We start from the raw sequence: 23,585 nt of genomic DNA on the forward strand, positions 1-23,585 counted from the left end.
CCTCCTGTTATTGATTGGCTTTCTTGATGGCGGCCACCGCGGCCTTCAGCACGCCCAGCCCATCGACCTTGCCGTACAGCAGCGGATCGATGACCTCAACGGGTTTATTGGGCAGCTGTTTTTGCACTTCCGGCAAGGTGTAGGCGATCTGCGGCCCCAGCAGGATCAGATCCGCCTCAACGCCCTTCTCTGCGGCCAACGCTTCCGGATAGGCGGCGATGATCACCGGCACTTCATATTTTTCGGCCTGCGCCTTCATTTTTGATACCAACAGGGAAGTGGACATACCGGCAGAACAAAACAGATAGATTTTTTTCTTTTCCATACCAAGCACCTCAGATAATCAAAAAAACCCCGTGTTATTTGTATGCCAGATGCAATCACGATTGCTTCACGCACATTCCTTATGAAAATTTCCGTCACGTTGCCCTGGTTATGGACAGTATACGGAGCATGAAAAACGGATCGGTAAGCCAGGAGGAGACATAACCGTCTCTCATTGACCTGACGGATTGACCCCCTTCACATTTCGCACAAAAAAATAGTGTGACCGGGCTCTCAAATAACCGATAAAAACTCGGAATATTCGCAATAAATATTCAAATAACAATTATAAACAGCAAGTTACAAACTCACCGAGAATTTAAGGGGTTATTTGCGCCTGAACAAACGAAAAGGGAATAAAAATAGTTCAAGCTTGATTCACCTACGGCCATCCGAACGCGATAACCGGTGAAGAGGATTAGGTGGGCAGACGCAGCAACTCGATCACCGTGCTCAGCGCCACGGAATGATTCCTGCGGTTGGGATAATAGAGGTAAAAACCGGTAAACGGCACGCACCAGTCGGTCAACACCCGCCGCAGCCGCCCGCTCGCCAGGTGTTCTTCTACTTCTTGTTCGATGGCGAAAGCGATGCCGACGTGCGCCAGCGCCGCCTGCACCATCATCCTGCCGTCATCGAGTATCAACGGGCTGTTAACCGCCACGGAAAACCGCTGCTCGCCCTGCTGAAATGCCCATTTGTAGCGCTCGCCCGAAGAGGCCTTACGCCAACCGATGCAGCGGTGCTGCAGCAAATCCTGCGGATGCATCGGTTCGCCGTGCCGTTGAAAATAATCCGGCGTGGCGACGATGGCGAAACGCAGATCCGGCGTCAGACGCACCGCGCGCATATCGTTGTGCAGATCCTCGCCGAGCCTAATGCCGGCGTCAAAGCCCTGCTCGACAATGTTGGCGAACCCCTCGTCCGCCACCACTTCCAGCGTAATGCCGGGGTACTCGCAGGCCAACCGCCCCAGATGCGGCACGATGGCGAGCTCGATGGCCGAACGCGGCGCGTTGATGCGCACCAGGCCTCGCGGCCCTGCACGAAACGCATTCAGGCTCTCCAGCGCGGCGTCGATGTCGGTAAAAGCCGGCACCAACTGCGCCAGCAGGTGCTCTCCGGCCTCCGTCGGCGAGACGTTGCGGGTGGTGCGATTCAGCAGGCGAATGCCCACCTGCGCTTCCAATTCGCGCAGGGTGTGGGTGAGCGTCGGCGGCGTCACGCCCAATCGGGCGGCGGCGCGGCGGAAGCTGCGTTCACTGGCGATAGCCACAAAGGCCGCCAGGCCGGACAGTTCAGGTTTTTTCATGCTATTGATATAAATTATCTAATAGTGAGATGAATTTTTAGCGGATAGTTATCCGTCACCTAACAACATAGCATTGCGATCGACCCCATTACCAGGTATCGATACGATGATTAATGCTACAGCTCCAACTCATGAAACGCCGCGCCGTCTGGCGGGCAAAGTCGTACTGGTGAGCGGCGGCGGCACCGGCATCGGCCGCGCCGCCGCGCTGGCCTATGCCCGCGAAGGCGCCAAAGTCGCGCTGGCCGGCCGACGCGCGGCGGAAATCGAAGCCACGGCGCGCGACATCGCGCTGGCCGGCGGCGACGCCCTGCCCATCGTGGCCGACGTCTCCCAGGAAGACGATATCCGCCAACTGATCGCCACGGTGACCGCCCATTATGGCCGGCTCGACGTCGCCTTCAACAACGCCGGCATCATCGGCAACTTCGCCCCCATCACCGAACAGAGCAGCGAGGATTTTGACCGGGTAATCGCCATTAACCTCAGAGGCGTCTGGCTGGCGATGAAATACGAGATTGAAACCTTTCTGGCTCAGCGCTCGGGCGGCGTGATCATCAACACCTCCTCCTGGCTGACCCACGGCGCGCTGGCCGGCTCATCCAGCTACTCCGCCAGCAAGGGTGCGCTCGATGCGATGATCCGCGCAGTGGCGCTCGAATACAGCGGCCAGGGCATCCGCGTCAACAACATCAACCCCGGCATCATCGACACGCCGATGGCGCGCGGCAGCGTGGCTGACAGCGCGGCCTTCGCGCCCTTTATCGCCCACACGCCCGCCGGCCGCCTGGGCGAATCGGAAGACATCGGCGATGTGGCGCTGTGGCTGGCGACGGACGAAGCCCGCTTCATCACCGGCCAAAGCCTGCTGGTGGACGGCGGTTACACCATCGCCGGCATGCGTTGAGGAGACGAGGCCATGAACTACGTTCGGCTTGGCGACAGTGGCCTGAAAGTGTCTCGCCTCTGCCTGGGTTGCATGACCTACGGCGATCCGGCCTGGCGGCCCTGGGTGCTGAAGGAAGACGAAGCGCGCCCCTTTATCCGCGAGGCGCTGGAATCGGGCATCAATTTTTTCGATACCGCCAACATTTACTCCGGCGGAGAAAGCGAGCGCATTCTCGGCCGCGCGCTGAAGGCGTTTGCCCGCCGTGAAGACGTGGTGATCGCCACCAAGGCCTATTTTCCAATCGACGCGCAGCCGAACAGCCGGGGGCTCTCGCGCAAGCACCTGCTGCACAGCGTCGACGCCTCCTTGCAGCGGCTGGGAACGGATTACCTCGATCTGTTCGTGCTGCACCGCTTCGACACCGAAACGCCGCTCGAAGAAACCGCCGACACCCTCGACGGCCTGGTGCGGGCGGGCAAGATCCGCTATCTCGGCGCCTCCTCGCTGCACGCCTGGCGCCTGATGAAAATGCTGGCCTTTCAACGTCAGCACCGCCTGGCGCCGTTTATTTCGCTGCAAAGCCAATACAACCTGGTGACGCGTGAAGATGAAGAGGAGCTGATCCCGCTGTGCCTGGAGGAGGGGCTTGGTCTGACACCCTGGTCGCCGCTGGCCCGCGGCGTGCTGGCCGGTTCCGGCAACGCCGGCACGCTGCGCGCCGCCACCGACGAACAGGCGCCCCGTTGGTACGGCGGCAGACACGAAGTGGAACGCACCGTCGCAGCGGTAGCGGAGGTGGCGGCCGCGCGCGGCGTTCCACCGGCGCAAATCGCGCTGGCCTGGCTGTTGGCCAAACCCGGCGTGGCGTCGCCGCTGGTGGGCATGTCCAAGCCGCACCATCTGCAGGATGCGCTGGCGGCGCTCGAGCTCAGGCTATCACCGGAAGACGTGGCCGCGCTGGAGGCGCCAATGGCGCACGCTGCCCGCCCTGAGCGCTGGTAGCCCCCTTTCCCCCATTCCCGGAGATAAACATGTCATACGCTGTTACCGCGCGAGCGGCGTTGCTCGCCCTCGCTGCCGCATTCACCCTTAGCGTTCCGGCGCAGGCCGCCGCCAGCGCAGACTGCACAGAAAGCAGCATGACGCTGCCGCCTGGCGCGCTTTACCCCAACGGCATCGCCCGCGCGACGGACGGTACGCTGTATGTCGGCCTGATCACCAGCGGCAACGTGCTGCGCAAGCGGCCGGGTCAAGCGTGGGAAACCTTTTTCCCCGGCGCCGACACGGTGTTCGCCTCAAACGCGCTACGGCTGGACGAACGGCGCGGGCTGCTGTGGGGCAATTCGCCGGACTTTCTCTCCGGCGGCAAAACGCGCGCCAACCGCATCTATGCGCTGAACGTCGCGGATGGCACGCTCAACCGCAGCCTGGCGCTGCCGGCGGGAGAAATGGGCAACGATATCGTGCTCGGCGCAGACGGTACGGTGTATGTGACGGAAACCCGCGGCGGCGGCATCCTGCGCCTGCGGCCAGGCGAAGCGGCATTCCGTACGCTATATCAGGATCCGCAACTAGCGGCTCCCAGCGGGCTGGGGGCCGCCGGGATCGTGCTGCTCGACGACCGGCTGATGGCAGTCGCCAATTTCGGCACCGGTAAGCTCTACACCCTCAGTTATAACGCTCCAAAGCCGCAGCTGACGGAAATGCGACTGCCGCGCCTGATTGAAAACCCGGACGGGATGGGATTGGCGCCGGACGGCGCACTGATTGTGCTGGAGAATGGGATCCAAAGCGGGCAGGGGCGGATCCTGCGGATCCCGTCTCCCAAGGCGGCAGGCACGCACCGGATTGAGGTCTTGCGCGAAGGCATGGAATCGCCGGTCAACCTCACTATCACTCCGCAAGGCTGCGCCTTCGTCAGCGAGTCGCGCATCCGCCACCGCCTGCTGCCCGGCCATGAAACCGAAGTGCCCGACAGTTTCCGCCTCTATCAACTGCCCTTGCCTCTCACCGCCGCAAAATAAACTCTACGCCGCCTCAACGGGCGGCGACACTTGCGTTGTTGCCCGCAGGCGAACGACAATCTCGCTTCGTTGCAAACCGGCCTTGCGCAGCACTTCCCATTTTTACCTGTGACAGCCGATTGCCCGCTGGGCTAGTATAAGCGTCTGTGCAAACCTCGGGTTTGAGCGCGCCGTTTGGCGTTTTGATGATTTGATTTGCGCCGCCCGCCAAGCGCTGAATGGGGCGACGCCTGCTGAAACAATGTGATAGCGAATGACGACAATGAAAATCACAGTTCCCTTTACATTCAATGGATTGGAAAAATAATCGCATGAATAGCACCGATAAACTCGATTCGCACACGCCGATGATGCAGCAGTACCTGCGCCTCAAGGCTCAGCATCCTGAAATCCTGCTGTTCTACCGCATGGGCGACTTCTACGAGCTATTTTACGACGACGCCAAGCGCGCTTCTCAACTGCTGGATATCTCGCTGACCAAACGCGGCGCCTCGGCGGGCGAGCCGATCCCGATGGCCGGCGTGCCGCACCACGCGGTGGAGAACTACCTGGCCAAGCTGGTGCAGCTCGGCGAATCCGTCGCCATCTGCGAGCAGATCGGCGATCCGGCCACCAGTAAAGGGCCGGTCGAACGCAAAGTGGTGCGCATCGTCACCCCCGGCACCATCACCGACGAAGCGCTGCTGCAAGAGCGCCAGGATAACCTGCTGGCGGCGATCTGGCAGGACGCGCGCGGCTTCGGCTACGCCACGCTGGACGTCAGCTCCGGCCGCTTCCGCGTCGCCGAGCCGCAGGATCTGGAAACCATGGCCGCCGAGCTGCAGCGCACCAATCCGGCCGAGCTGCTCTATCCGGAAACCTTTGAACACATGGCGCTGATCGAACAGCGCCACGGCCTGCGCCGCCGCCCGCTGTGGGAATTCGAGCTGGAGACAGCGCGTCAGCAGCTCAACCTGCAGTTCGGCACCCGCGACTTGACCGGCTTCGGCGTCGAACAGGCGCACCAGGCGCTGCGCGCCGCCGGCTGCCTGCTGCAGTACGTCAAAGATACCCAACGCACTTCGCTGCCGCACATTCGTGGCATCACCATGGAACGCCAGCAGGACGGCATCATCATGGATGCCGCCACCCGCCGCAACCTGGAGCTGACGCAGAGCCTGTCCGGCGGCAGCGACAACACGCTGGCGGCGATCCTCGATCGTACGGTCACGCCGATGGGCAGCCGCATGCTGAAACGCTGGCTGCACATGCCAACCCGCGACATCAAGGTCCTGACTGCCCGCCAGCAGGCGATCGGTGCATTGCAGGAGCTGTTCGCGGATCTGCAGCCTTCGCTGCGTCAGGTAGGCGATCAGGAACGTATTTTGGCGCGTCTGGCACTGCGCACCGCCCGGCCGCGAGATCTGGCGCGCATGCGCCATGCTTTCCAGCAACTGCCGGACATCCGCGCGCTGCTGCAGGATGTGAAAACGCCGCACGTGCAGCAGCTGCTGTCGCAGGTAGGCCAGTTCGACGAACTGCGCGAACTGCTGGAACGCGCGGTCATTGAATCACCGCCGGTGCTGGTGCGCGATGGCGGCGTGATCGCCCCCGGTTACAACAGCGAACTGGACGAGTGGCGGGCACTGGCCGACGGCGCCAGCGACTATCTCGATCGGCTGGAAATCCGCGAGCGTGAAAAGTTGGGGCTGGATACGCTCAAGGTCGGCTTCAACGGCGTACACGGCTATTATATTCAGGTCAGCCGCGGTCAGAGCCACCTGGTGCCGATCCACTATGTACGCCGTCAGACGCTGAAAAACGCCGAGCGCTACATCATCCCGGAACTGAAAGAGTACGAAGACAAAGTGCTCACCTCCAAGGGTAAGGCGCTGGCGATCGAGAAAAGCCTGTACGACGAGCTATTCGATCTGCTGCTGCCGCACCTGGCGGAACTGCAACAAAGCGCCGCCGCGCTGGCCGAGCTGGACGTGCTGGCCAACCTGGCCGAGCGCGCCGATACCCTGAACTACGCTTGCCCGACCATGAGCGAGCAGCCGGGGATCCGCATTACCGAAGGCCGCCATCCGGTAGTGGAGCAGGTGCTGAGCGAGCCGTTTATCTCCAACCCGCTCACCCTGTCGCCGCAGCGCCGCATGCTGATCATAACCGGTCCGAACATGGGCGGTAAAAGCACCTATATGCGGCAAACGGCGCTGATTGTGCTGATGGCGCACATCGGCAGCTACGTGCCGGCCACCAAGGCCACCATCGGCCCGGTGGATCGCATCTTCACCCGCGTCGGCGCGGCGGACGATCTGGCTTCCGGCCGCTCCACCTTCATGGTGGAGATGACCGAAACCGCCAACATTCTGCACAACGCCACCGAGCACAGCCTGGTGTTGATGGATGAAATCGGCCGCGGCACCTCCACCTACGACGGCCTGTCGCTGGCCTGGGCCTGCGCCGAGAACCTGGCCAACCGCATCAAGGCGATGACGCTGTTCGCCACCCACTACTTCGAGCTGACGACCCTGCCAGAGAAAATGGAAGGCGTGGTCAACGTGCATCTGGATGCGCTTGAACACGGCGACACCATCGCCTTCATGCACAGCGTGCAAGACGGTGCCGCCAGCAAAAGCTATGGCCTGGCGGTCGCCGCGCTGGCCGGCGTGCCGCGCGACGTCATCAAACGCGCCCGTCAGAAACTGCGCGAGCTGGAGTCTATTTCCAGCCACACCGCATCGGGCAGCGTCGACGCCACCCAGATGATGCTGCTGCAGGAAGAGACCTCGCCGGCGGTAGAAGCCCTGGAGGCGCTGGATCCGGATTCCCTGTCGCCGCGACAGGCGCTGGAATGGATCTACCGGCTGAAAAATATGGTGTAGTCTGGCGCCAAACGCGGGCATAAAAAAACGGTGAGCATCATGCTCACCGTTTTTATTTGATGCGGTTCAACAACCGGCGTTATTCGCGGAACAGCGCCTCAATGCTCAGGCCCTGCATCTGCAAAATCTCACGCAGACGGCGCAGACCTTCTACCTGAATCTGACGGACGCGCTCGCGCGTCAGGCCAATCTCCCGGCCCACGTCTTCCAGCGTCGCCGCTTCATAGCCCAACAGGCCGAAACGACGCGCCAACACTTCACGCTGTTTGGCGTTCAATTCGAACAGCCATTTGACGATGCTTTGCTTCATATCGTCATCTTGCGTGGTGTCTTCAGGCCCGTTGTCCTTCTCGTCGGCCAGAATGTCCAGCAGCGCTTTCTCCGAATCCCCGCCCAGCGGCGTATCCACCGAGGTGATGCGCTCATTCAGGCGCAGCATGCGGCTGACGTCATCAACCGGCTTGTCGAGTTGCTCGGCAATTTCTTCAGCGCTCGGTTCATGATCCAGCTTGTGAGAAAGCTCGCGCGCGGTGCGCAGATAGACATTCAGTTCTTTGACGATATGGATAGGCAAACGAATGGTACGGGTTTGGTTCATGATCGCCCGTTCAATCGTCTGACGGATCCACCAGGTTGCATAAGTGGAGAAGCGGAAACCGCGTTCCGGGTCGAATTTTTCCACTGCGCGAATCAGACCGAGGTTACCCTCTTCGATCAGATCCAGCAGCGCCAGACCGCGGTTGCTGTAGCGGCGAGCGATTTTCACCACCAGCCGCAGGTTGCTTTCAATCATGCGGCGGCGGGACGGCACGTCACCGCGCAGAGCACGCCGCGCAAAATAGACTTCTTCCTCTGCGGTCAGCAGAGGTGAATAACCGATCTCACCCAGATAGAGCTGCGTCGCATCCAATACGCGTTGCGTAACGCCTTGAGACAACAGCTCTTCTTCCGCTAAATCGTTCTCGCTGGTCTCTTCTTCTACCAGCGCTTTTTCATCAAACGACTCGGCCTCAGCTCCATTCTCGTCGAAATCCGCATCATCATGTAACTCGTTAACTTTCAGCGTATTTTGGCTCATATGCTGCTCCTACCCGTGATACCGCGAGCAGAATCTCAGCGTATTCTGCCCAATCTATCGCTGCGGAAGATAACGCAGCGGGTTTACGGATTTCCCCTTGTAACGAATTTCAAAATGCAAACGTACTGAACTGGTACCGGTGCTACCCATGGTGGCTATTTTTTGACCCGCCTTCACTTCTTGTTGTTCCCGGACCAGCATTGTGTCGTTATGAGCGTAGGCGCTCAGGTAATCATCATTATGTTTGATGATGATTAGATTACCGTAACCCCGTAAAGCGTTGCCGGCATACACTACGCGGCCATCGGCGGTAGCGAAGATAGGCTGCCCACGGGAACCGGCGATATCGACACCCTTATTCCCACCTTCTGATGAGGAAAAGTTATCAATAACCTTACCGTCAGTCGGCCATCTCCAGGTACTGACCGGAGCGCTGTTGCTGACGGTGCTGCTCACAGGTGGAGCGGCTTCCGGCGCGGTAACAGGCGCAGTCGCGGTCCCAACCGCTGCGGCACCTGCTGCAGGTAACATCTTACCTACATTCTGTTTACCCGAGTTTTCAGAATACGCGTTAGTTGATTGAGAATCAACCGTTGCCGTCTGGATCTGGGAGCTGGAAGGTGGCTTCGGAACACCGCCTTTGGTCGCGTCTGTCGTCGCCAACATGCCGCCGCCGCCGTTGGCAGAACCATTACCAAGCTGAATGGTTTGGCCAACATTCAGGCTGTATGGCTCGGGAATATTGTTGCGCTGCGCCAGGTCGCGGAAATCATTGCCGGTGATCCAGGCAATATAAAACAGCGTGTCGCCGCGCTTGACCGTATAAGTTTCGCCGCCGCTGTAGCTCCCTTTGGGGATGGCGTTATAACTGCGGTTATAGACAATGCGGCCCTCTGGGCTGGCCTGCTGCACTCCGCCATTATTATTGCCGGATGGAGCGGCACCGCCGCCCCCCACGCTGCTGATAGGAGCCGACGTCGAGGCCGTATTCGTACAACCCGCCAACCACAAACTTACCATCGTACACACCGCTACCCGGCGTAACGTAATCATTGGGCTTCCCGTGCTCATGCTTCCCCCATGACAGCAATATCAGTGATATATCCAAAATACCCTTTACATCGTAGCCGAGCTTTTGCCACTTCCCAGTTTCTGCGATGTAAAGGCGCCGCCGGCCGATCCCTGAACGCCAGGTCATCTCGCGCCGGAGCATCAAAACGCGCGCCAATGCTAACCACATTGGCGTTGCCGCACCATAAGACAACTACGTAGAAAGGCCAATTCTAGTGAAAATTAGCCTGATTGGAACGAGAAAACCTTATCCGGCCATGATGAAAGTGCAACAGATTTTGCAGACGGTCGAAAATTCAGACAATCGCTAGGCCAATTCGCCTTTCACCAACGGCACAAAGCGCACCGCCTCGACCGCATCGACAACGAAATCGTTGCCATGACGCTGAATGCGTTTGAGGGTTTGAGCCTGCTCGCCCACCGGCAACACCAAAATGCCGCCATCGTCCAGCTGCTCCACCAGCGCCTGCGGGATCTCCGGCGGCGCGGCAGTGACGATGATCGCATCGAACGGGCCGCGCGACGCCCACCCCTGCCAGCCGTCGCCGTGGCGGGTGGAAACATTGTGAAGATCGAGCTGTTTCAGGCGGCGCTTGGCCTGCCACTGCAGCCCCTTGATGCGTTCGACGGAACAAACGTGTTGCACCAGATGTGCCAGGATAGCGGTTTGATAACCGGAACCGGTGCCGATCTCCAACACCCTTGAGGTGGGCTTCAGATTCAGCAGCTCGGTCATCCGCGCCACCATATAAGGCTGGGAAATGGTCTGACCGGAACCGATCGGCAATGCGGTGTTTTCGTAGGCTTTGTGATCCAGCGCTTCATCGACAAAACGCTCGCGCGGCACCGCTTCGATCGCCCGCAGCAGCTTTTCGTCCCGGATCCCCTGCTGCCGCAGCTGCGTCAGCAATGTTTGCATGCGCTTATTCACCATTCCCCGCTAACCTCTGCCTTGGTTAACCATGTTTTCACGACTTCTTGCGCCGCGTAGGCGGTTAAATCCACCTGTAGCGGCGTTATCGCCACATAGCCTTGTTCCACCGCCGCAAAGTCGGTATCCGGCCCGGCATCAAATTTATCACCAGGCGGCCCGATCCAGTAGATATTTTGTCCGCGCGGATCCTGCTGGCAGAAGACCTTGTCGGCAGGATGGCGGCTGCCGCAGCGGGTAACGCGCAGGCCTTTGATCTCAGCCAGCGGCAGATCCGGTACGTTAATATTCAGGATTTTTCCGGTACGTAACGGTTCACGCTGCAGCGCGCGCAGGATGCGGCAGGTAATGGCCGCTGCGGTCGCGTAGTGTTGGTGACCGTTCAGAGACACCGCCAGCGCGGGCAGCCCCAGGTGCCGGCCCTCCATCGCCGCCGCGACGGTGCCGGAATAGATAACGTCGTCACCCAAATTCGGCCCGGCATTAATGCCGGAGACCACGATATCGGGCGCCGGGCGCATCAATGCGTTGACGCCAAGGTAAACGCAGTCGGTCGGCGTCCCTTGCAACACCGCAATATCCCCGTTGGCCAGCGTCTGCGTGCGCAACGGCGACTCCAGCGTTAAGGCGTTGGAAGAGCCGCTGCGGTTACGATCCGGCGCCACGACCTGCACTTCGGCGAATTCCCGCAGCGCCGCCGCCAGCACCTGAATGCCCGGGGCGCTGACGCCGTCATCGTTACTCAGCAATATCCGCATCACTGTCATCCTGCTGCATAATTTCACGCACCACGCTGGTCGCGAAGCTGCCTGCCGGCAGCCAGAAGCGCAATTCTACGGTAACGTCATCCCACCAGTTCCACTGCAAATTTTGCGGCTGCAACAGCAGGGCCCGGCGAGCGGGGTCGACACGCTCGCGCTTTAAAAGCGTAAGCAATTCCGGCTGTTCCGCCAAGCATTGTTGTTCAAAAGCCAAGGCTTGGCCGGCGGTGCCTGGCTCACCGTCGCCCGGTAAGGGAGCCGTAACCACCAGCTCACCGGCATCCAGCCGCTGCTGCAATGCCTCCAGCTCATCGGCTTTGGCGACGAACCAGCTGCCGCGGCCGCTCAGCTGCAGGGCGTCCCCCTCCAGCGCGGTGCGCTGCAGGCCGTCAGCCAGGCGTTGGCTCGCGATCAGATTGAACAGCGCGCTGCGGCTGGCGGACAGATAGAAACTGCGCTTGCTGCGCTCTTTGACACGAATTTCATCATTCGCCCAGCGGCGCGCCATCGCCAGATTGTTGCCGCCGCGGCCGAAACGCTGGCTGCCGAAGTAGTTCGGCACGCCCTGCGCAGCGATGGCCTGCAGGCGACGTTCCACGTCCTGCCGATCGGAAATCTGGCGCAGCACCAACGTAAAGTGGTTGCCCTTCAGGTTGCCGATGCGCATTTTACGCAGGTGGCGGGCAGACGAGAGCACCTCGCAGCCTTCCAGCGTAAACCGGGAGAAATCCGGCGTGTCCTTACCCGGCATATGCAGGCAGAACCACTGCTCGGTCACCGCGTGGCGATCCTTCAAACCGGCATAGCTGACAGAACGGGCGTGAATGCCGGCGAAGCGCGCCAGGTAATCGGCCACGAACTGGGTATTGCAGCCGTTTTTACGGATATTCACCAGCACGTGCTCGCCTTCGCCGTCCGGCGCAAAGCCCAGATCTTCGACCACCACGAAATCTTCCGGATTGGCTTTCAACACCCCGGTGCTCTGCGGCCGGCCATGCAGCCAGGTCAGATTCGCCATATCCATGCGGTTATTCCTTGATCAGCAAGGCGACCGCTTCGCACGCGATGCCCTCGCCGCGCCCGGTGAAACCGAGCTGCTCGGTGGTCGTGGCCTTCACGTTGACGTCATCCATATGGCACTGCAAATCTTCCGCCAGGAAGACGCGCATCTGCGGGATGTGCGGCGCCATTTTCGGCGCCTGGGCAATAATCGTGATGTCGAGGTTGCCGAGGCGGAACCCTTTGGCGCGGATGCGTTTCCAGGCTTCGCGCAGCAGCTCGCGGCTGTCCGCGCCCTTGAAAGCCGGATCGGTATCGGGGAACAGCTTGCCGATATCGCCCAGCGCCGCCGCCCCCAACAGGGCGTCGGTGGCGGCATGCAGCGCGACGTCACCATCGGAGTGGGCCAGCAAGCCTTTGTCGTAAGGGATGCGAACACCACCGATCACCAACGGGCCTTCGCCGCCGAATTTATGTACATCAAAACCGTGACCGATACGCATGATGCGCTCCTTAATTGTCTAACTGGGTCAAATAGAACGCCGCCAGCGCCAAATCCTCCGGCCGCGTTACTTTAATGTTGTCCGCCCGGCCGGCGATCAGCAGCGGATGATAGCCGCAATGTTCCAGCGCCGAGGCTTCGTCGGTGACGTTCGCGCCTTCATCCAGCGCGCGCTGCAGGCACAGCTTGAGCAGCGGCAGCGGAAACAGCTGCGGCGTCAGCGCATGCCACAGATCCTGCCGTTCGACGGTGTGGGCGATGGTTTCGCGGCCGGGTTCGGCGCGTTTCATGGTGTCGCGCACCGGCGCGGCGAGAATGCCGCCGACCTTGCTATGTGCGGTGATCGCCAGCAGACGCTCGAGATCGTCGGCGTGCAGGCAGGGGCGCGCGGCGTCATGCACCAGCACCCAGTCCGCATCACCCGCCAGTTTCAGCCCGGCCATCACCGAATCGGCGCGCTGCTTGCCGCCTTCGGTGACGATCACCCGCGGATCCTGGGCGATCGGCAACTGTTCGAACTGGCGATCTTCGGGGCCGATCGCCACGATCACCCGTTCAATGCGCGGGTGGCGCAACAGGGCGTGAATGGCGTGTTCGACGATGCTGTGCCGGCCGATGGTTAAATATTGCTTCGGGCATTCCGCCTGCATGCGGCTGCCGATACCGGCAGCGGGCAGGACGGCAATCACCGAGGGAAAGGTACCTGCGGAGTGATTCATGCGTTATTTTTGTGCGTTGTTTTGCGAAGAAGACGCCGCGTTGCGTCTGGATTGGTCAGGAACCAGACGATAGAAAGTCTCACCGGGCTTGATCATGCCCAGCTCATTACGCGCACGCTCTTCGATCGCTTCCTGTCCGCCGTTCAAATCATCGATTTCGGCAAACAGCTGATCGTTACGCGCTTTCAACTTGGCGTTGTTGCCCTGCTGGACCGCAACGTCTTCATTGACCCGCACGTAATCGTGAATACCATTTTTGCCCAGCCACAGTGAATACTGTAACCAACCGAGCAATGCCAGCAATAGCAGCGTAAGTTTTCCCATCTCCGCCCCCTGAAAAACCGACCAATCATCCCACAACTTCTCGTTGGACTCCACACTGAGAGCGGCATTTCAGCGCCAAATTCAGAATACGGATGAAGGGTTCCCGTGTTTATCGCCTAATTCCGCTGTGAAAGCGGCAAAAAACGCCCCTTTGGCTCGGCGCGCGCGCCGCGTTTTCCAATGAGACACACGCTGCCCCACCTCCATTATGCAGCAAGAATCACTGCATCACCGCTTCCTGACCCATCGCTTACGCCACAGCAAAGCAAAAAGTGAATATTTAACACCATAGAGAGAATAATCCTCATGCAGCGGTTGCACTTTCATTCATTGAAGCTTATTTTTATGCACTAATAGTGCATAAATAATTCCAATATATAACCATTCATTATCGGGGATCGCGATGTTAAAACGTTTAGTTCTGATCGGCGCCTGCCTGGCCGCCACCTTCTCCATCGCCGCGTTGGCGGCTGAACCAACCTACGTCGTCGGCTCCGGCGGCACCTATCGGCCGTTCGAATTTGAAAACAGCCAAAAGCAGCTGGAAGGTTTCGACATCGACATCATCAAGGCGGTGGCCAAGGCTGAAGGCTTCCAAATCAAACTGATCAATACGCCGTGGGAAGGGATCTTCGCCACGCTGAACTCCGGCGATCGCGACATCATCATTTCCGGCATCACCATCACCGACAAGCGCAAGCAAATGGTTGATTTCTCAGCGCCTTACTTCCCGGCTGAGCAGGCTATCGTGGTGCCGCAAGACTCGACGGTGGACTCCATCGCCGCGCTGAAAGCGCTGAAGGTCGGCGTGGTAAACTCCAGCACCGGCGACATCGTGGTGTCCGACGCGCTGGGTAAAAACAGCACCGCCATCAAGCGCTTTGACAACACCCCGCTGATGCTGCAGGAGCTGTATGAAGACGGCATCGGCGCGGCGGTCGGCGACGTCGGCGTGGCCAAGTTCTATATCAAAACCCACCCTGAGAAAGCCTTCAAGCTGGTGCCCGACGCCAAGTTCGAGCGCCAATATTTCGGCATCGCCGTCGCCAAAGGCAACGATGAACTGCGCAACAAGATCAACGCCGGCCTGAAGAAAATCGTCGCCGACGGCACCTACGCCAAGATCTACCAAACCTGGTTCGACAGTAACGTACCGACGCTGCCGGCGGAATAATCCCCAGTCGCCGGCGCCCGCAAGAGCGTCGGCGCGCCACCGTTTCAGCCTACCAAGAAGGAATACCCCTTGAACTTCCGCTGGGAGATCATCCAGGAATACGCGCCGCTGTTTATGGAAGGCGCCTGGATGACCATCAAATGCACCATTATCTGCGTGCTGCTGGGCACCACCTGGGGCTTGATCCTCGGGCTGGGCCGTTTGGCGCAGGCGCCGCACGGCATCTGGAAACCCATCCTGCATTACGGCGTTCAGTGGCCGGTGCGCATCTACATCAGCGCCTTTCGCGGCACGCCGCTGTTCGTGCAGATCATGGTGGTGCACTTCGCGCTGGTGCCGCTGTTCATCAACCCGCGTGACGGTCTGCTGGTCACCAGCGGCCTGATGAGCGTCGATTTCGCTCGCGCGCTGCGCGCCGACTACGGCGCCTTTCTCTCCTGCGTGGTGGCGATCACGCTCAACGCCGGCGCCTATGTGTCGGAAATCTTCCGCGCCGGGATCCAGTCGATCGATCGCGGCCAGATGGAGGCATCGCGCTCGCTGGGCATGAGCTATGGCAAGACCATGCGTCAGGTGATCCTGCCGCAGGCTTTCCGCCGCATGCTGCCGCCGCTGGGCAACAACGCCATCGCCATCGTCAAGGATTCGTCGCTGGCCTCCGCCATCGGCCTGGCGGATCTGGCCTATGCCGCCCGCACCGTCTCCGGCGCCTACGCCACCTACTGGGAGCCCTATCTGACCATTTCGCTGGTCTATTGGGTCATCACCTTCCTGCTCTCGCTGCTGGTGCAGCACATGGAAAAGAGGTTCGGTAAAAGTGATTCGCGTACATAACCTGCAAAAACAGTTCGGCGAAAGCCACGTGCTGCGCGGCATTTCTTGCCAGATCGCCGCCAACGAAGTCGTGTGCGTCATCGGCCCTTCCGGCTCGGGAAAAAGCACCTTCCTGCGCTGCATCAATGCGCTGGAAACGCTCTCCGGCGGCGAGATCGAGGTGAACGGCTTCGCCGTCCACGATCAGAAAACCGACCTGAACAAAATGCGTGAAAGCGTGGGCATGGTGTTCCAGCGCTTCAACCTGTTCCCACACATGACGGTGTTGGAAAATATCATCATGGCGCCGGTGAGCGTGAAGAAACAGCCGCGCGCTGAAGCCATCGCACAAGCCGAGCAGCTGCTGCTCAAGGTTGGCCTGCTCGACAAGATCGACGCCTATCCCAACAGTCTGTCCGGCGGCCAGCAGCAGCGGGTGGCCATCGCCCGCGCGCTGGCGATGGAGCCGAAGATCATGTTGTTCGACGAACCGACCTCCGCGCTCGATCCTGAGCTGGTGGGCGAAGTGTTGGCGGTGATGAAATCACTGGCCCTCGAGGGCATGACCATGGTGGTGGTGACGCATGAGATGGGCTTTGCCCGCGAGGTGGCCGACCGGGTACTGTTTATCGATCAGGGGATCATTCAGGAAGAGGGGCAGCCGCAGCAGATCTTCAGTCACCCGTCCAATCCGCGCACTCAGGCATTTTTGAGCAAAGTTTTGTAACCTTCGGCACGGCTTTGCAATCCTGCGGGCGCCGGCATCGGCGCCCACTCTCTCACCACCCGGTCAGGAAGCTGAACACCAGCCAGAACAGGCACAGCACAACGGCGCCGGTCAGCAGCAGCGTCAAGATCAGACGGCCGCGCAGCAGCATGCTGAGAGTGATGCCGATCAGCACCGACAGCGGCATCAGCGCCAGGAAAAACGGCCAGGTATAGAGCAGGAAAAACAGCGTGTTGGAACCGTAAACCAGAAACGGCAACGCGAACGCCAGCCAGTAGAAAACAAAGCCGCTGACGCCGCCCAGGAAAGAATAAGAAGGCTCCTCTCTCTCCTGTTTTGACTGCTTGGAGTCGATCAAGATAGGCGTGACATTTTGCATAGTGATCCCTGGTTATTCGGCTCGCTCTGCGGCGGCTTAGAGTAAAAAGCGCATGGCGAAAAACGCCACACGCTTTTTTTGAATTCAGGGTTTGATAATAGCCTGACCACGCAACACGTCTAACAATTGCGCAATCAAATTTGTTACCAATTGTTGGCCGTCGAGGTGGATTTCCGGCTGCTGCGGCGCCTCATAAACCGCGTCGATACCGGTGAAATTGCGCAGCTCGCCGGCGCGCGCTTTCTTATACAATCCCTTCGGATCGCGCGCCTCACAGATCGCCAACGGCGTGTCGACGAACACCTCGATAAAGCGATCGTCGCCGAGCATCTCGCGCACCAGTTGCCGCTCGGCGCGGTGCGGCGAAATGAACGCGGTCAGCACCACCAGCCCGGCATCCACCATCAGTTTGGCCACTTCCCCCACCCGGCGGATGTTCTCGCGCCGATCCTCGTCGGAAAAACCGAGATCGCGGCACAAACCGTGGCGCACGTTATCGCCGTCCAGCAGATAGGTGCTGACGCCAAGCCCATGCAGCGCTTGCTCCAGCGCGCCGGCGACGGTGGATTTGCCCGAGCCGGACAGCCCGGTAAACCACAGCACCGCGCCGCGGTGGCCGTTGCGCGCTTCGCGATCCGCGCGCGTGACCGCGTGCGGATGCCAAACCACGTTCTCATCGTCCGGCCCGGTCGCCCTCAGTTCAGCGGCCACCTTATCGGCCACCGAGCAGATCGCGGGCGCCCCAGTGCGGGAAGTGCTTGCGCACCAGCGCATTCAGCTCCAGCTCGAAGGCGCTGAATTCTCCGCGCGCCGCCGATGCGGCCTGCAGCGTTTCACGCACCAGACCGGCGCCAACCGTCACGTTGCTCATGCGATCGATGAAGATCAGCCCGCCGGTGTCGTGGTTGCTCTGGTAGCTGTCCAGCACCAGCGGTTCGTCGAAGGTCAGCTCCACCAACCCGATGCCGTTGAGCGGCAATGTGTCAGCCGGATGCTGCGCCAGCGTGTTGATCTCCACCTGATGGCGGATGCTCTCCACGCGGGCGCGGGTCTTTTTGCCGGCGATCTTGATGTCGTAGCTCTGGCCCGGCACCAGCGGCTGCTCGGCCATCCATACCACGTCCACCCGCGCGCTCTGCGCCGCCTGCAGGTTTTCGCCGGCGTCGACCAGCAAATCGCCGCGGCTGATGTCCACTTCATCTTTCAGCACCAGCGTAATCGCCTCGCCCGGCACCGCTTCTTGCAGATCGCCGTCAAAAGTCACGATGCGCGCCACGCTGGACTCCACGCCGGAAGGCAGCACTTTGATGCGTTGCCCCACCCGCACCACGCCGGCGGACAGCGTGCCGGCATAACCGCGAAAATCGAGGTTCGGGCGGTTGACGTACTGTACCGGGAAACGCAGCGGCTGGTTTTCTCGCTCGCTGATCACATCAACGCTCTCCAGCACTTCCAGCAGCGTCGGGCCGCTGTACCACGGCATATGGGCGCTTTCGCTCGCCACGTTGTCGCCGTCCAGCGCCGACAACGGCACGAACTTGATGTCCAGATCGCCAGGCAACTGCTGGGCGAAGGTCAGGTAATCCTGTTTGAACTGCTCGAACACCGCTTCCTGATAGTCCACCAGATCCATTTTGTTTACCGCGACCACCAGATGGCGAATGCCCAGCAGGGTCGCGATAAAGCTGTGGCGGCGAGTCTGATCCAGCACCCCTTTACGCGCGTCGATCAACAGGATCGCCAGATCGCAGGTCGAGGCGCCGGTGGCCATGTTGCGGGTGTACTGCTCATGCCCCGGAGTATCGGCAATGATAAATTTACGTTTTTCGGTCGAGAAATAGCGATAGGCCACGTCGATGGTGATGCCCTGCTCGCGCTCGGCCTGCAGACCGTCCACCAGCAGCGCCAGGTCGAGCTTTTCGCCCTGAGTACCGATGCGTTTGCTGTCGCTGTGCAGCGTCGACAGCTGATCCTCGTAGATCTGGCGGGTATCGTGCAGCAGGCGGCCAATCAGGGTGCTTTTGCCGTCATCGACGCTGCCGCAGGTCAGAAAGCGCAGCAGGCTCTTGTGCTGCTGCGCGTGCAGGTAGGATTCGACGCCGCCCTGGTCAGCGATTTGTTGTGCAATTGCGTTGTTCATCCGGCGGCTCCTTAGAAATACCCTTGACGCTTTTTCAGCTCCATCGAGCCGGACTGATCGCGATCGATCATCCGCCCCTGGCGTTCGCTGGTGGTGGAGACCAGCATCTCTTCGATGATCTCCGGCAGGGTTTGCGCCTGCGAATCCACCGCGCCGGTCAGCGGCCAGCACCCCAGGGTGCGGAAACGCACCATGCGCTGGCTGATCACTTCACCCGGCTGCAGATCGATGCGATCGTCGTCCACCATCATCAGCATGCCGTCGCGCTCCACCACCGGGCGAGGTTTCGCCAGGTACAGCGGCACGATGTCGATCTTTTCCAGGAAGATGTACTGCCAGATATCCAGCTCGGTCCAGTTCGACAGCGGGAACACGCGGATGCTCTCCCCTTTGTTGATCTGGCCGTTGTAGTTGTGCCACAGCTCCGGCCGCTGGTTTTTCGGATCCCAGCGGTGGAAGCGATCGCGGAACGAATAGATGCGCTCTTTGGCGCGCGATTTCTCCTCGTCGCGCCGCGCACCGCCGAAGGCAGCGTCGAAACCGTACTTGTTCAACGCCTGCTTCAGGCCCTCGGTTTTCATGATATCGGTATGCTTGGCGCTGCCGTGCACGAACGGGTTGATGCCCATCGCCACCCCTTCCGGGTTTTTATGCACCAGCAGCTCGAAGCCGTACTCCTTCGCGGTGCGATCGCGGAATTCGTACATTTCGCGGAACTTCCAGCCGGTATCGACATGCAGCAGCGGGAACGGCAGCGTGCCGGGGAAGAACGCCTTGCGCGCCAAATGCAGCATCACGGAAGAGTCTTTGCCGATGGAATACAGCATCACCGGGTTGGCGAATTCAGCGGCGACTTCACGGATGATATGGATACTCTCCGCCTCCAATTGCCGCAAATGAGTGAGTCGTTTTTCGTCCATAACAGATCCTTAAAAGCCTTGCCTATGCCAAATTCACGACGGCCGGGCGCGCGGCCCCTTCCGTCTGCGATTGATGCCCGAACCAGGCGATTTGACGGTGCAGTTCCACCACTTCGCCAATCACCAGCAGCGCCGGCAGCGGCGCCCGTTGGGCCAGGTATTCCAGGTGTTCCAGCGTGCCGATCTGCACCTGCTGATCGGCGCGCGTGCCGCGGCTGATCACCGCTACCGGCGTCGCGGCGTCGCGACCGTGGGCGATCAGACGTTGGCTGATGTCCGCCGCCTTCATGGTGCCCATGTAGATAGCCAGCGTCTGCCGCGCCCGGGCCAGATCGGCCCAGTCCAGACCATCGCCGTCCGGACGGCAGTGGCCGGTGATAAAGGTCACGCTCTGCGCGTGATCGCGATGCGTCAGCGGAATGCCGGCGTAGGCGGTCGCCCCCGCGGCGGCCGTGACGCCCGGCACCACCTGGAACGGAATGCCGGCGGCGGCGGCCACCTGCAGCTCTTCGCCGCCGCGGCCAAAGATGAACGGATCGCCGCCCTTGAGGCGCACCACGCGTTTGCCCTGCTGCGCCAGCTCCACCAGCAGCCGGTTGGTCTCTTCCTGGATCACCGAGTGCGCGCCAGCGCGCTTGCCCACGCAGATGCGTTCGGCGTCGCGGCGCACCAGATCGAGGATCTCGCCGCTGACCAGATGGTCATACAGCACCACGTCCGCCTGCTGCATCACCTGCAGCCCGCGCAGGGTCAACAGCCCCACGTCGCCCGGCCCGGCGCCCACCAGGGCGATCTCGCCCTGTGCGCCTTCATCGCCTGCGGCGAAGCGTTGTAAATCCTGCTCCAGCTGCCGTTCCGCCTGCGCCGTCTGGCCGTTGGCCACCAGCGTGGCGAAACGGCCGCCGAAGGTTTTCTCCCAGAAACGGCGACGTTCGCCGATCGAAGCCAACCGCCGTTTGACCTGGCCGCGCCAACGGCCCGCCACCTGCGCCATCTGCCCCAAACTGGCGGGCAGCAACGCCTCCAGCTTTTCGCGCAGCAGTCGCGCCAGCACCGGCGCCTGGCCGCTGGACGACACCGCCACCACCAGCGGCGAGCGATCGATGATCGACGGGAAAATGAATGAGCAGCGCGGCTGATCGTCCACCACGTTGGCCAACACCCGGCGTTTATCCGCCTCGGCGAACACCGCGGCGTTCAGCGCGTTGTCGTCCGTGGCGGCGATCGCCAGAAACACGTCGTCCAACTGCTGCGGATCAAAGCTTTTCCCCAGCCAGAGCACCTGCCCTTGCTGACGTTGTTGTTCCAGTTCCGGTGAGAGCGACTGCGCAACTATCCGTATTTCAGCCCCGGCGCGCTGAAGCAGATCGACTTTGCGCGCAGCCACGTCACCACCGCCAACGACCAGCACCGGGCGTTGTTTCAGGTCGGCGAATATTGGTAGATAGTCCACAACAGCCTTTTCATATAACAGAAAGATAGTGTGACTATACGGGCTGAGATTTAGCCTCTGAAATGACGAAAAGGAATGATTAGTTCCTTTATGGAATATAGGCCGCAACGCAGGAAGCAAACGGTAATACTCACGGCGGCGGTTTGCGCGTTCGTGCGAAATTAAGAGACAGGGAAATTGTGTAATGCCGCCCGGCGTCTCATACTGGGTGCCGAAGAAAAATGATCGGCAGCGCCGATAGCAAAGAAGGATTTTTCGGTATGTTTTCCCGTTTTTACCTGAAGACCAGCCTGCTGGCCCTCGCACTCGGCGGCGTCTTCAGCGTTTGTGCCGCACAGCCCGTAAAAGACGCGCCAATGGGCCGTTTCGCCGCCGAACAGACCCGCCACATCGCCACTTACTTCCCCGGCCGCATGGCGGGCAGCCCGGCAGAATTGCTCACCGCCGACTATCTGAAGCAGCAATTCAGCAAGATGGGTTACCAAAGCGACATTCGCAGCGTCAATACGCGCTATCTCTACACCAGCAAAGACGGCAAGAAGAACTGGAACAACGTCACCGCCAGCTCGGTGATCGCCGCCCGCAACGGCGACAGCCCAAAACAGATCGTGGTCGTCGCCCACTTCGACACCTATACGCCGCAGAGCGATGAGGATCTGGATAACAACCTCGGCGGCTTGACGCTGCAGGGCGTCGACGACAACGCCTCCGGCATCGGCGTGATGCTGGAACTGGCGGAACGCCTGAAGAACATTCCCACCGCCTACGGCCTGCGCTTCGTCGCCACCAGCGCCGAAGAGATCGGTTCACTGGGGGCGCAGAACTACCTGCAACGCATGAGTGCGGAAGAGAAAAGCAACACCGTGCTGGTGATCAACCTCGACAGCCTGATCACCGGCGATCGTCTGTATTTCAACGCCGGGCGCAACACGCCGCCGCAAATGGCGAAGCGTTCCCGCGATCGCGCGCTGGATATCGCCCACCGCTACGGCATCGCCGCCGCCACCAATCCGGGCAGCGCACAGCATCCGAAAGGCACCGGCTGCTGCTCTGATCAAGAGGTGTTCGACGCTGCTGGCATCCCGGTGCTGTCGGTGGAGGCCACCAACTGGTCGCTGGGCGACAAAGATGGCTACCAACAGCGCGCCGTCAGCCCGCACTTCCCGCAGGGCATCACCTGGCACCGTCCGCAGTATGACAATCTGCAGTATCTGGATCGCTACCTGCCGGGGCGGATCGACAAACGCAGCCGCGACAGCGTGCAGATCCTGCTGCCGCTGATCAAAGAGCTGGCGCAGGCGCACCCGCCGAAAGCGCAGAAGAAAAAGTAGCCCGCAAAAAAACAGGGCCCAGCATTGCTGAGCCCTGTCATGTTGATCGCGCCGTTTAGCCTTCGTGCAGGCCGCACTCGCGCTTCAGGCCGAAGAAACGCGTCTCTTCCTCGCTCATGCCCGGCTCCCACTTCTGGGTGGTGTGGGTATCGCCGACCGACAGGTAACCCTGCTCCCACAGCGGGTGATAACTCAGCCCGTGTTCGGTCAGATACTGGTAAATCTTGCGGTTGTCCCAGTCGATGATCGGCAGGATCTTGAACACCCCACGCTGCACCGCCAGTACCGGCAGATTGGCGCGGCTGCCTGACTGCTCGCGCCGCAGGCCGGCGAACCAGCTCTGCGCGCCCAGCGTCTCCAGCGCGCGGTTCATAGGCTCGACCTTATTGATCTGGTTGTATTTTTCAATCCCTTCCACGCCCTGCTCCCACAGTTTGCCATAGCGCGCCTCTTGCCAGGCGGGAGACTGCTCCGCGCGGAACACCTGCAGATTCAGCTTCAGTTGGTCGGTCAGTTGATCGATAAAGCGATAGGTTTCCGGGAACAGATAACCGGTGTCGGTCAGGATCACCGGGATATCCGGCCGGATACGCGTCACCAGGTGCAGGCATACCGCCGCCTGAATGCCGAAACTGGACGAGAGTACGAATTCGCCGGGCAGATGCTCCAGCGCCCATGCAACGCGCTGTTCGGCGCTGAGGGTCTCCAGTTGGCCATTGACCACCGCTAATGCCAGCGCCTGCCCGGATTTGGGCAACGCGTTCAGCGCCGCCAGATCGAATTCAGCCATGTTGTCTCTCCTGATACTTGAAATGACCTGTGCGGCCCCTCTGCCCAGGGGCCGCCG

The 23,585-nt window shown here is 60.6% G+C and carries 24 protein-coding genes; 8 read left to right on the top strand and 16 right to left on the bottom strand.

Annotated features, from left to right (window positions below; translation table 11 throughout):
- Window positions 1-7: 7 nt before the first annotated feature.
- Both CRO23_RS19980 and CRO23_RS19985 read right to left on the bottom strand, forming a co-directional pair.
- A complete protein-coding gene (locus tag CRO23_RS19980) occupies window positions 8-325 on the bottom strand; it encodes a PTS sugar transporter subunit IIB (protein ID WP_004932561.1) in 318 nt (105 codons plus the stop codon).
- 417 nt (window positions 326-742) lie between these two features.
- Window positions 743-1,636 (bottom strand): LysR family transcriptional regulator, encoded by an 894-nt coding sequence (locus tag CRO23_RS19985; protein WP_079450102.1) that lies wholly within the window; start codon window positions 1,634-1,636, stop codon window positions 743-745.
- Between the two features lie 106 nt (window positions 1,637-1,742).
- On the opposite strand from CRO23_RS19985, the gene CRO23_RS19990 reads away from it, so the two are divergent.
- From CRO23_RS19990 to mutS, 4 genes are all read left to right on the top strand, one after another.
- Window positions 1,743-2,543: an SDR family NAD(P)-dependent oxidoreductase gene (locus tag CRO23_RS19990; protein ID WP_049300195.1), complete on the top strand. Its 801-nt coding sequence runs from the start codon at window positions 1,743-1,745 to the stop codon at window positions 2,541-2,543.
- 12 nt (window positions 2,544-2,555) lie between these two features.
- Window positions 2,556-3,527: an aldo/keto reductase gene (locus tag CRO23_RS19995; RefSeq protein WP_097102732.1), complete on the top strand. Its 972-nt coding sequence runs from the start codon at window positions 2,556-2,558 to the stop codon at window positions 3,525-3,527.
- A gap of 29 nt (window positions 3,528-3,556) precedes the next feature.
- Window positions 3,557-4,549 carry a hypothetical protein gene (locus tag CRO23_RS20000; RefSeq protein ID WP_170913140.1) on the top strand — a complete coding sequence of 331 codons (993 nt, stop codon included), beginning with the start codon at window positions 3,557-3,559 and terminating at the stop codon, window positions 4,547-4,549.
- A 311-nt stretch (window positions 4,550-4,860) separates the two neighbouring features.
- The gene (mutS, locus tag CRO23_RS20005) at window positions 4,861-7,416 is read left to right on the top strand and encodes a DNA mismatch repair protein MutS (RefSeq protein WP_097103135.1); all 2,556 of its coding nucleotides are present in this window, start codon (window positions 4,861-4,863) and stop codon (window positions 7,414-7,416) included.
- A gap of 79 nt (window positions 7,417-7,495) precedes the next feature.
- Here the strand turns inward: mutS and rpoS are convergent, their stop codons facing one another.
- The 8 genes from rpoS to ftsB form a co-directional block, all read right to left on the bottom strand.
- Window positions 7,496-8,494, bottom strand: coding sequence for an RNA polymerase sigma factor RpoS (gene rpoS, locus CRO23_RS20010; RefSeq protein WP_004932578.1), 999 nt, complete (start codon window positions 8,492-8,494; stop codon window positions 7,496-7,498).
- A gap of 54 nt (window positions 8,495-8,548) precedes the next feature.
- Window positions 8,549-9,547, bottom strand: a complete 999-nt coding sequence (gene nlpD / locus CRO23_RS20015) for a murein hydrolase activator NlpD (protein WP_015376692.1) — start codon at window positions 9,545-9,547, stop codon at window positions 8,549-8,551.
- Window positions 9,548-9,872: 325 nt separating this feature from the next.
- Window positions 9,873-10,499 carry a protein-L-isoaspartate(D-aspartate) O-methyltransferase gene (locus tag CRO23_RS20020; protein ID WP_004932585.1) on the bottom strand — a complete coding sequence of 209 codons (627 nt, stop codon included), beginning with the start codon at window positions 10,497-10,499 and terminating at the stop codon, window positions 9,873-9,875.
- On the bottom strand, window positions 10,493-11,254 hold the full coding sequence (gene surE, locus CRO23_RS20025) for a 5'/3'-nucleotidase SurE (RefSeq protein WP_015376691.1): 762 nt from the start codon (window positions 11,252-11,254) through the stop codon (window positions 10,493-10,495). Before surE ends, CRO23_RS20020 begins: the two co-directional genes overlap by 7 nt.
- Window positions 11,235-12,281 (bottom strand): tRNA pseudouridine(13) synthase TruD, encoded by a 1,047-nt coding sequence (truD, locus tag CRO23_RS20030; protein WP_097102735.1) that lies wholly within the window; start codon window positions 12,279-12,281, stop codon window positions 11,235-11,237. Before truD ends, surE begins: the two co-directional genes overlap by 20 nt.
- Before the next feature lie 4 nt (window positions 12,282-12,285).
- Window positions 12,286-12,759 (bottom strand): 2-C-methyl-D-erythritol 2,4-cyclodiphosphate synthase, encoded by a 474-nt coding sequence (gene ispF / locus CRO23_RS20035; RefSeq protein ID WP_097102737.1) that lies wholly within the window; start codon window positions 12,757-12,759, stop codon window positions 12,286-12,288.
- Between the two features lie 10 nt (window positions 12,760-12,769).
- On the bottom strand, window positions 12,770-13,477 hold the full coding sequence (gene ispD, locus CRO23_RS20040) for a 2-C-methyl-D-erythritol 4-phosphate cytidylyltransferase (RefSeq protein WP_097102739.1): 708 nt from the start codon (window positions 13,475-13,477) through the stop codon (window positions 12,770-12,772).
- A 3-nt stretch (window positions 13,478-13,480) separates the two neighbouring features.
- Window positions 13,481-13,801: a cell division protein FtsB gene (gene ftsB / locus CRO23_RS20045; RefSeq protein ID WP_016929043.1), complete on the bottom strand. Its 321-nt coding sequence runs from the start codon at window positions 13,799-13,801 to the stop codon at window positions 13,481-13,483.
- A 403-nt stretch (window positions 13,802-14,204) separates the two neighbouring features.
- Between ftsB and CRO23_RS20050 the strand changes: the two genes are divergently transcribed.
- The 3 genes from CRO23_RS20050 (at window position 14,205) to CRO23_RS20060 (ending at window position 16,515) form a co-directional block, all read left to right on the top strand.
- Complete coding sequence (locus tag CRO23_RS20050; protein ID WP_015376687.1) at window positions 14,205-14,975, top strand: basic amino acid ABC transporter substrate-binding protein; 771 nt, start codon at window positions 14,205-14,207, stop codon at window positions 14,973-14,975.
- A 114-nt stretch (window positions 14,976-15,089) separates the two neighbouring features.
- Window positions 15,090-15,809, top strand: a complete 720-nt coding sequence (locus tag CRO23_RS20055; RefSeq protein WP_042706788.1) for an amino acid ABC transporter permease — start codon at window positions 15,090-15,092, stop codon at window positions 15,807-15,809.
- Window positions 15,793-16,515: an amino acid ABC transporter ATP-binding protein gene (locus tag CRO23_RS20060; protein ID WP_016929046.1), complete on the top strand. Its 723-nt coding sequence runs from the start codon at window positions 15,793-15,795 to the stop codon at window positions 16,513-16,515. The genes CRO23_RS20055 and CRO23_RS20060 overlap by 17 nt, the downstream gene beginning before the upstream one ends.
- A 52-nt stretch (window positions 16,516-16,567) precedes the next feature.
- On the opposite strand, the gene CRO23_RS20065 is transcribed toward CRO23_RS20060, so the two are convergent.
- The 5 genes from CRO23_RS20065 to cysG form a co-directional block, all read right to left on the bottom strand.
- Complete coding sequence (locus CRO23_RS20065; RefSeq protein ID WP_016929047.1) at window positions 16,568-16,894, bottom strand: DUF3561 family protein; 327 nt, start codon at window positions 16,892-16,894, stop codon at window positions 16,568-16,570.
- A gap of 84 nt (window positions 16,895-16,978) precedes the next feature.
- A complete protein-coding gene (cysC, locus tag CRO23_RS20070) occupies window positions 16,979-17,668 on the bottom strand; it encodes an adenylyl-sulfate kinase (RefSeq protein ID WP_079450100.1) in 690 nt (229 codons plus the stop codon).
- On the bottom strand, window positions 17,607-19,034 hold the full coding sequence (cysN, locus tag CRO23_RS20075) for a sulfate adenylyltransferase subunit CysN (protein WP_016929049.1): 1,428 nt from the start codon (window positions 19,032-19,034) through the stop codon (window positions 17,607-17,609). Before cysN ends, cysC begins: the two co-directional genes overlap by 62 nt.
- Before the next feature lie 11 nt (window positions 19,035-19,045).
- Entirely contained in the window at window positions 19,046-19,954 is a 909-nt protein-coding gene (gene cysD, locus CRO23_RS20080) for a sulfate adenylyltransferase subunit CysD (RefSeq protein WP_004932620.1), read from the bottom strand.
- Between the two features lie 22 nt (window positions 19,955-19,976).
- Window positions 19,977-21,407, bottom strand: coding sequence for a siroheme synthase CysG (gene cysG / locus CRO23_RS20085; protein ID WP_097102741.1), 1,431 nt, complete (start codon window positions 21,405-21,407; stop codon window positions 19,977-19,979).
- 260 nt (window positions 21,408-21,667) lie between these two features.
- On the opposite strand from cysG, the gene CRO23_RS20090 reads away from it, so the two are divergent.
- Entirely contained in the window at window positions 21,668-22,738 is a 1,071-nt protein-coding gene (locus CRO23_RS20090) for an aminopeptidase (protein ID WP_028127845.1), read from the top strand.
- Window positions 22,739-22,793: 55 nt separating this feature from the next.
- Here CRO23_RS20090 and CRO23_RS20095 read toward each other — a convergent pair whose 3' ends face one another.
- The gene (locus CRO23_RS20095; protein ID WP_016929052.1) at window positions 22,794-23,528 is read right to left on the bottom strand and encodes a phosphoadenylyl-sulfate reductase; all 735 of its coding nucleotides are present in this window, start codon (window positions 23,526-23,528) and stop codon (window positions 22,794-22,796) included.
- Between the last annotated feature and the right edge of the window lie 57 nt (window positions 23,529-23,585).

This window comes from Serratia sp. JKS296, assembly GCF_900215445.1.
Classification (GTDB): domain Bacteria; phylum Pseudomonadota; class Gammaproteobacteria; order Enterobacterales; family Enterobacteriaceae; genus Serratia; species Serratia marcescens.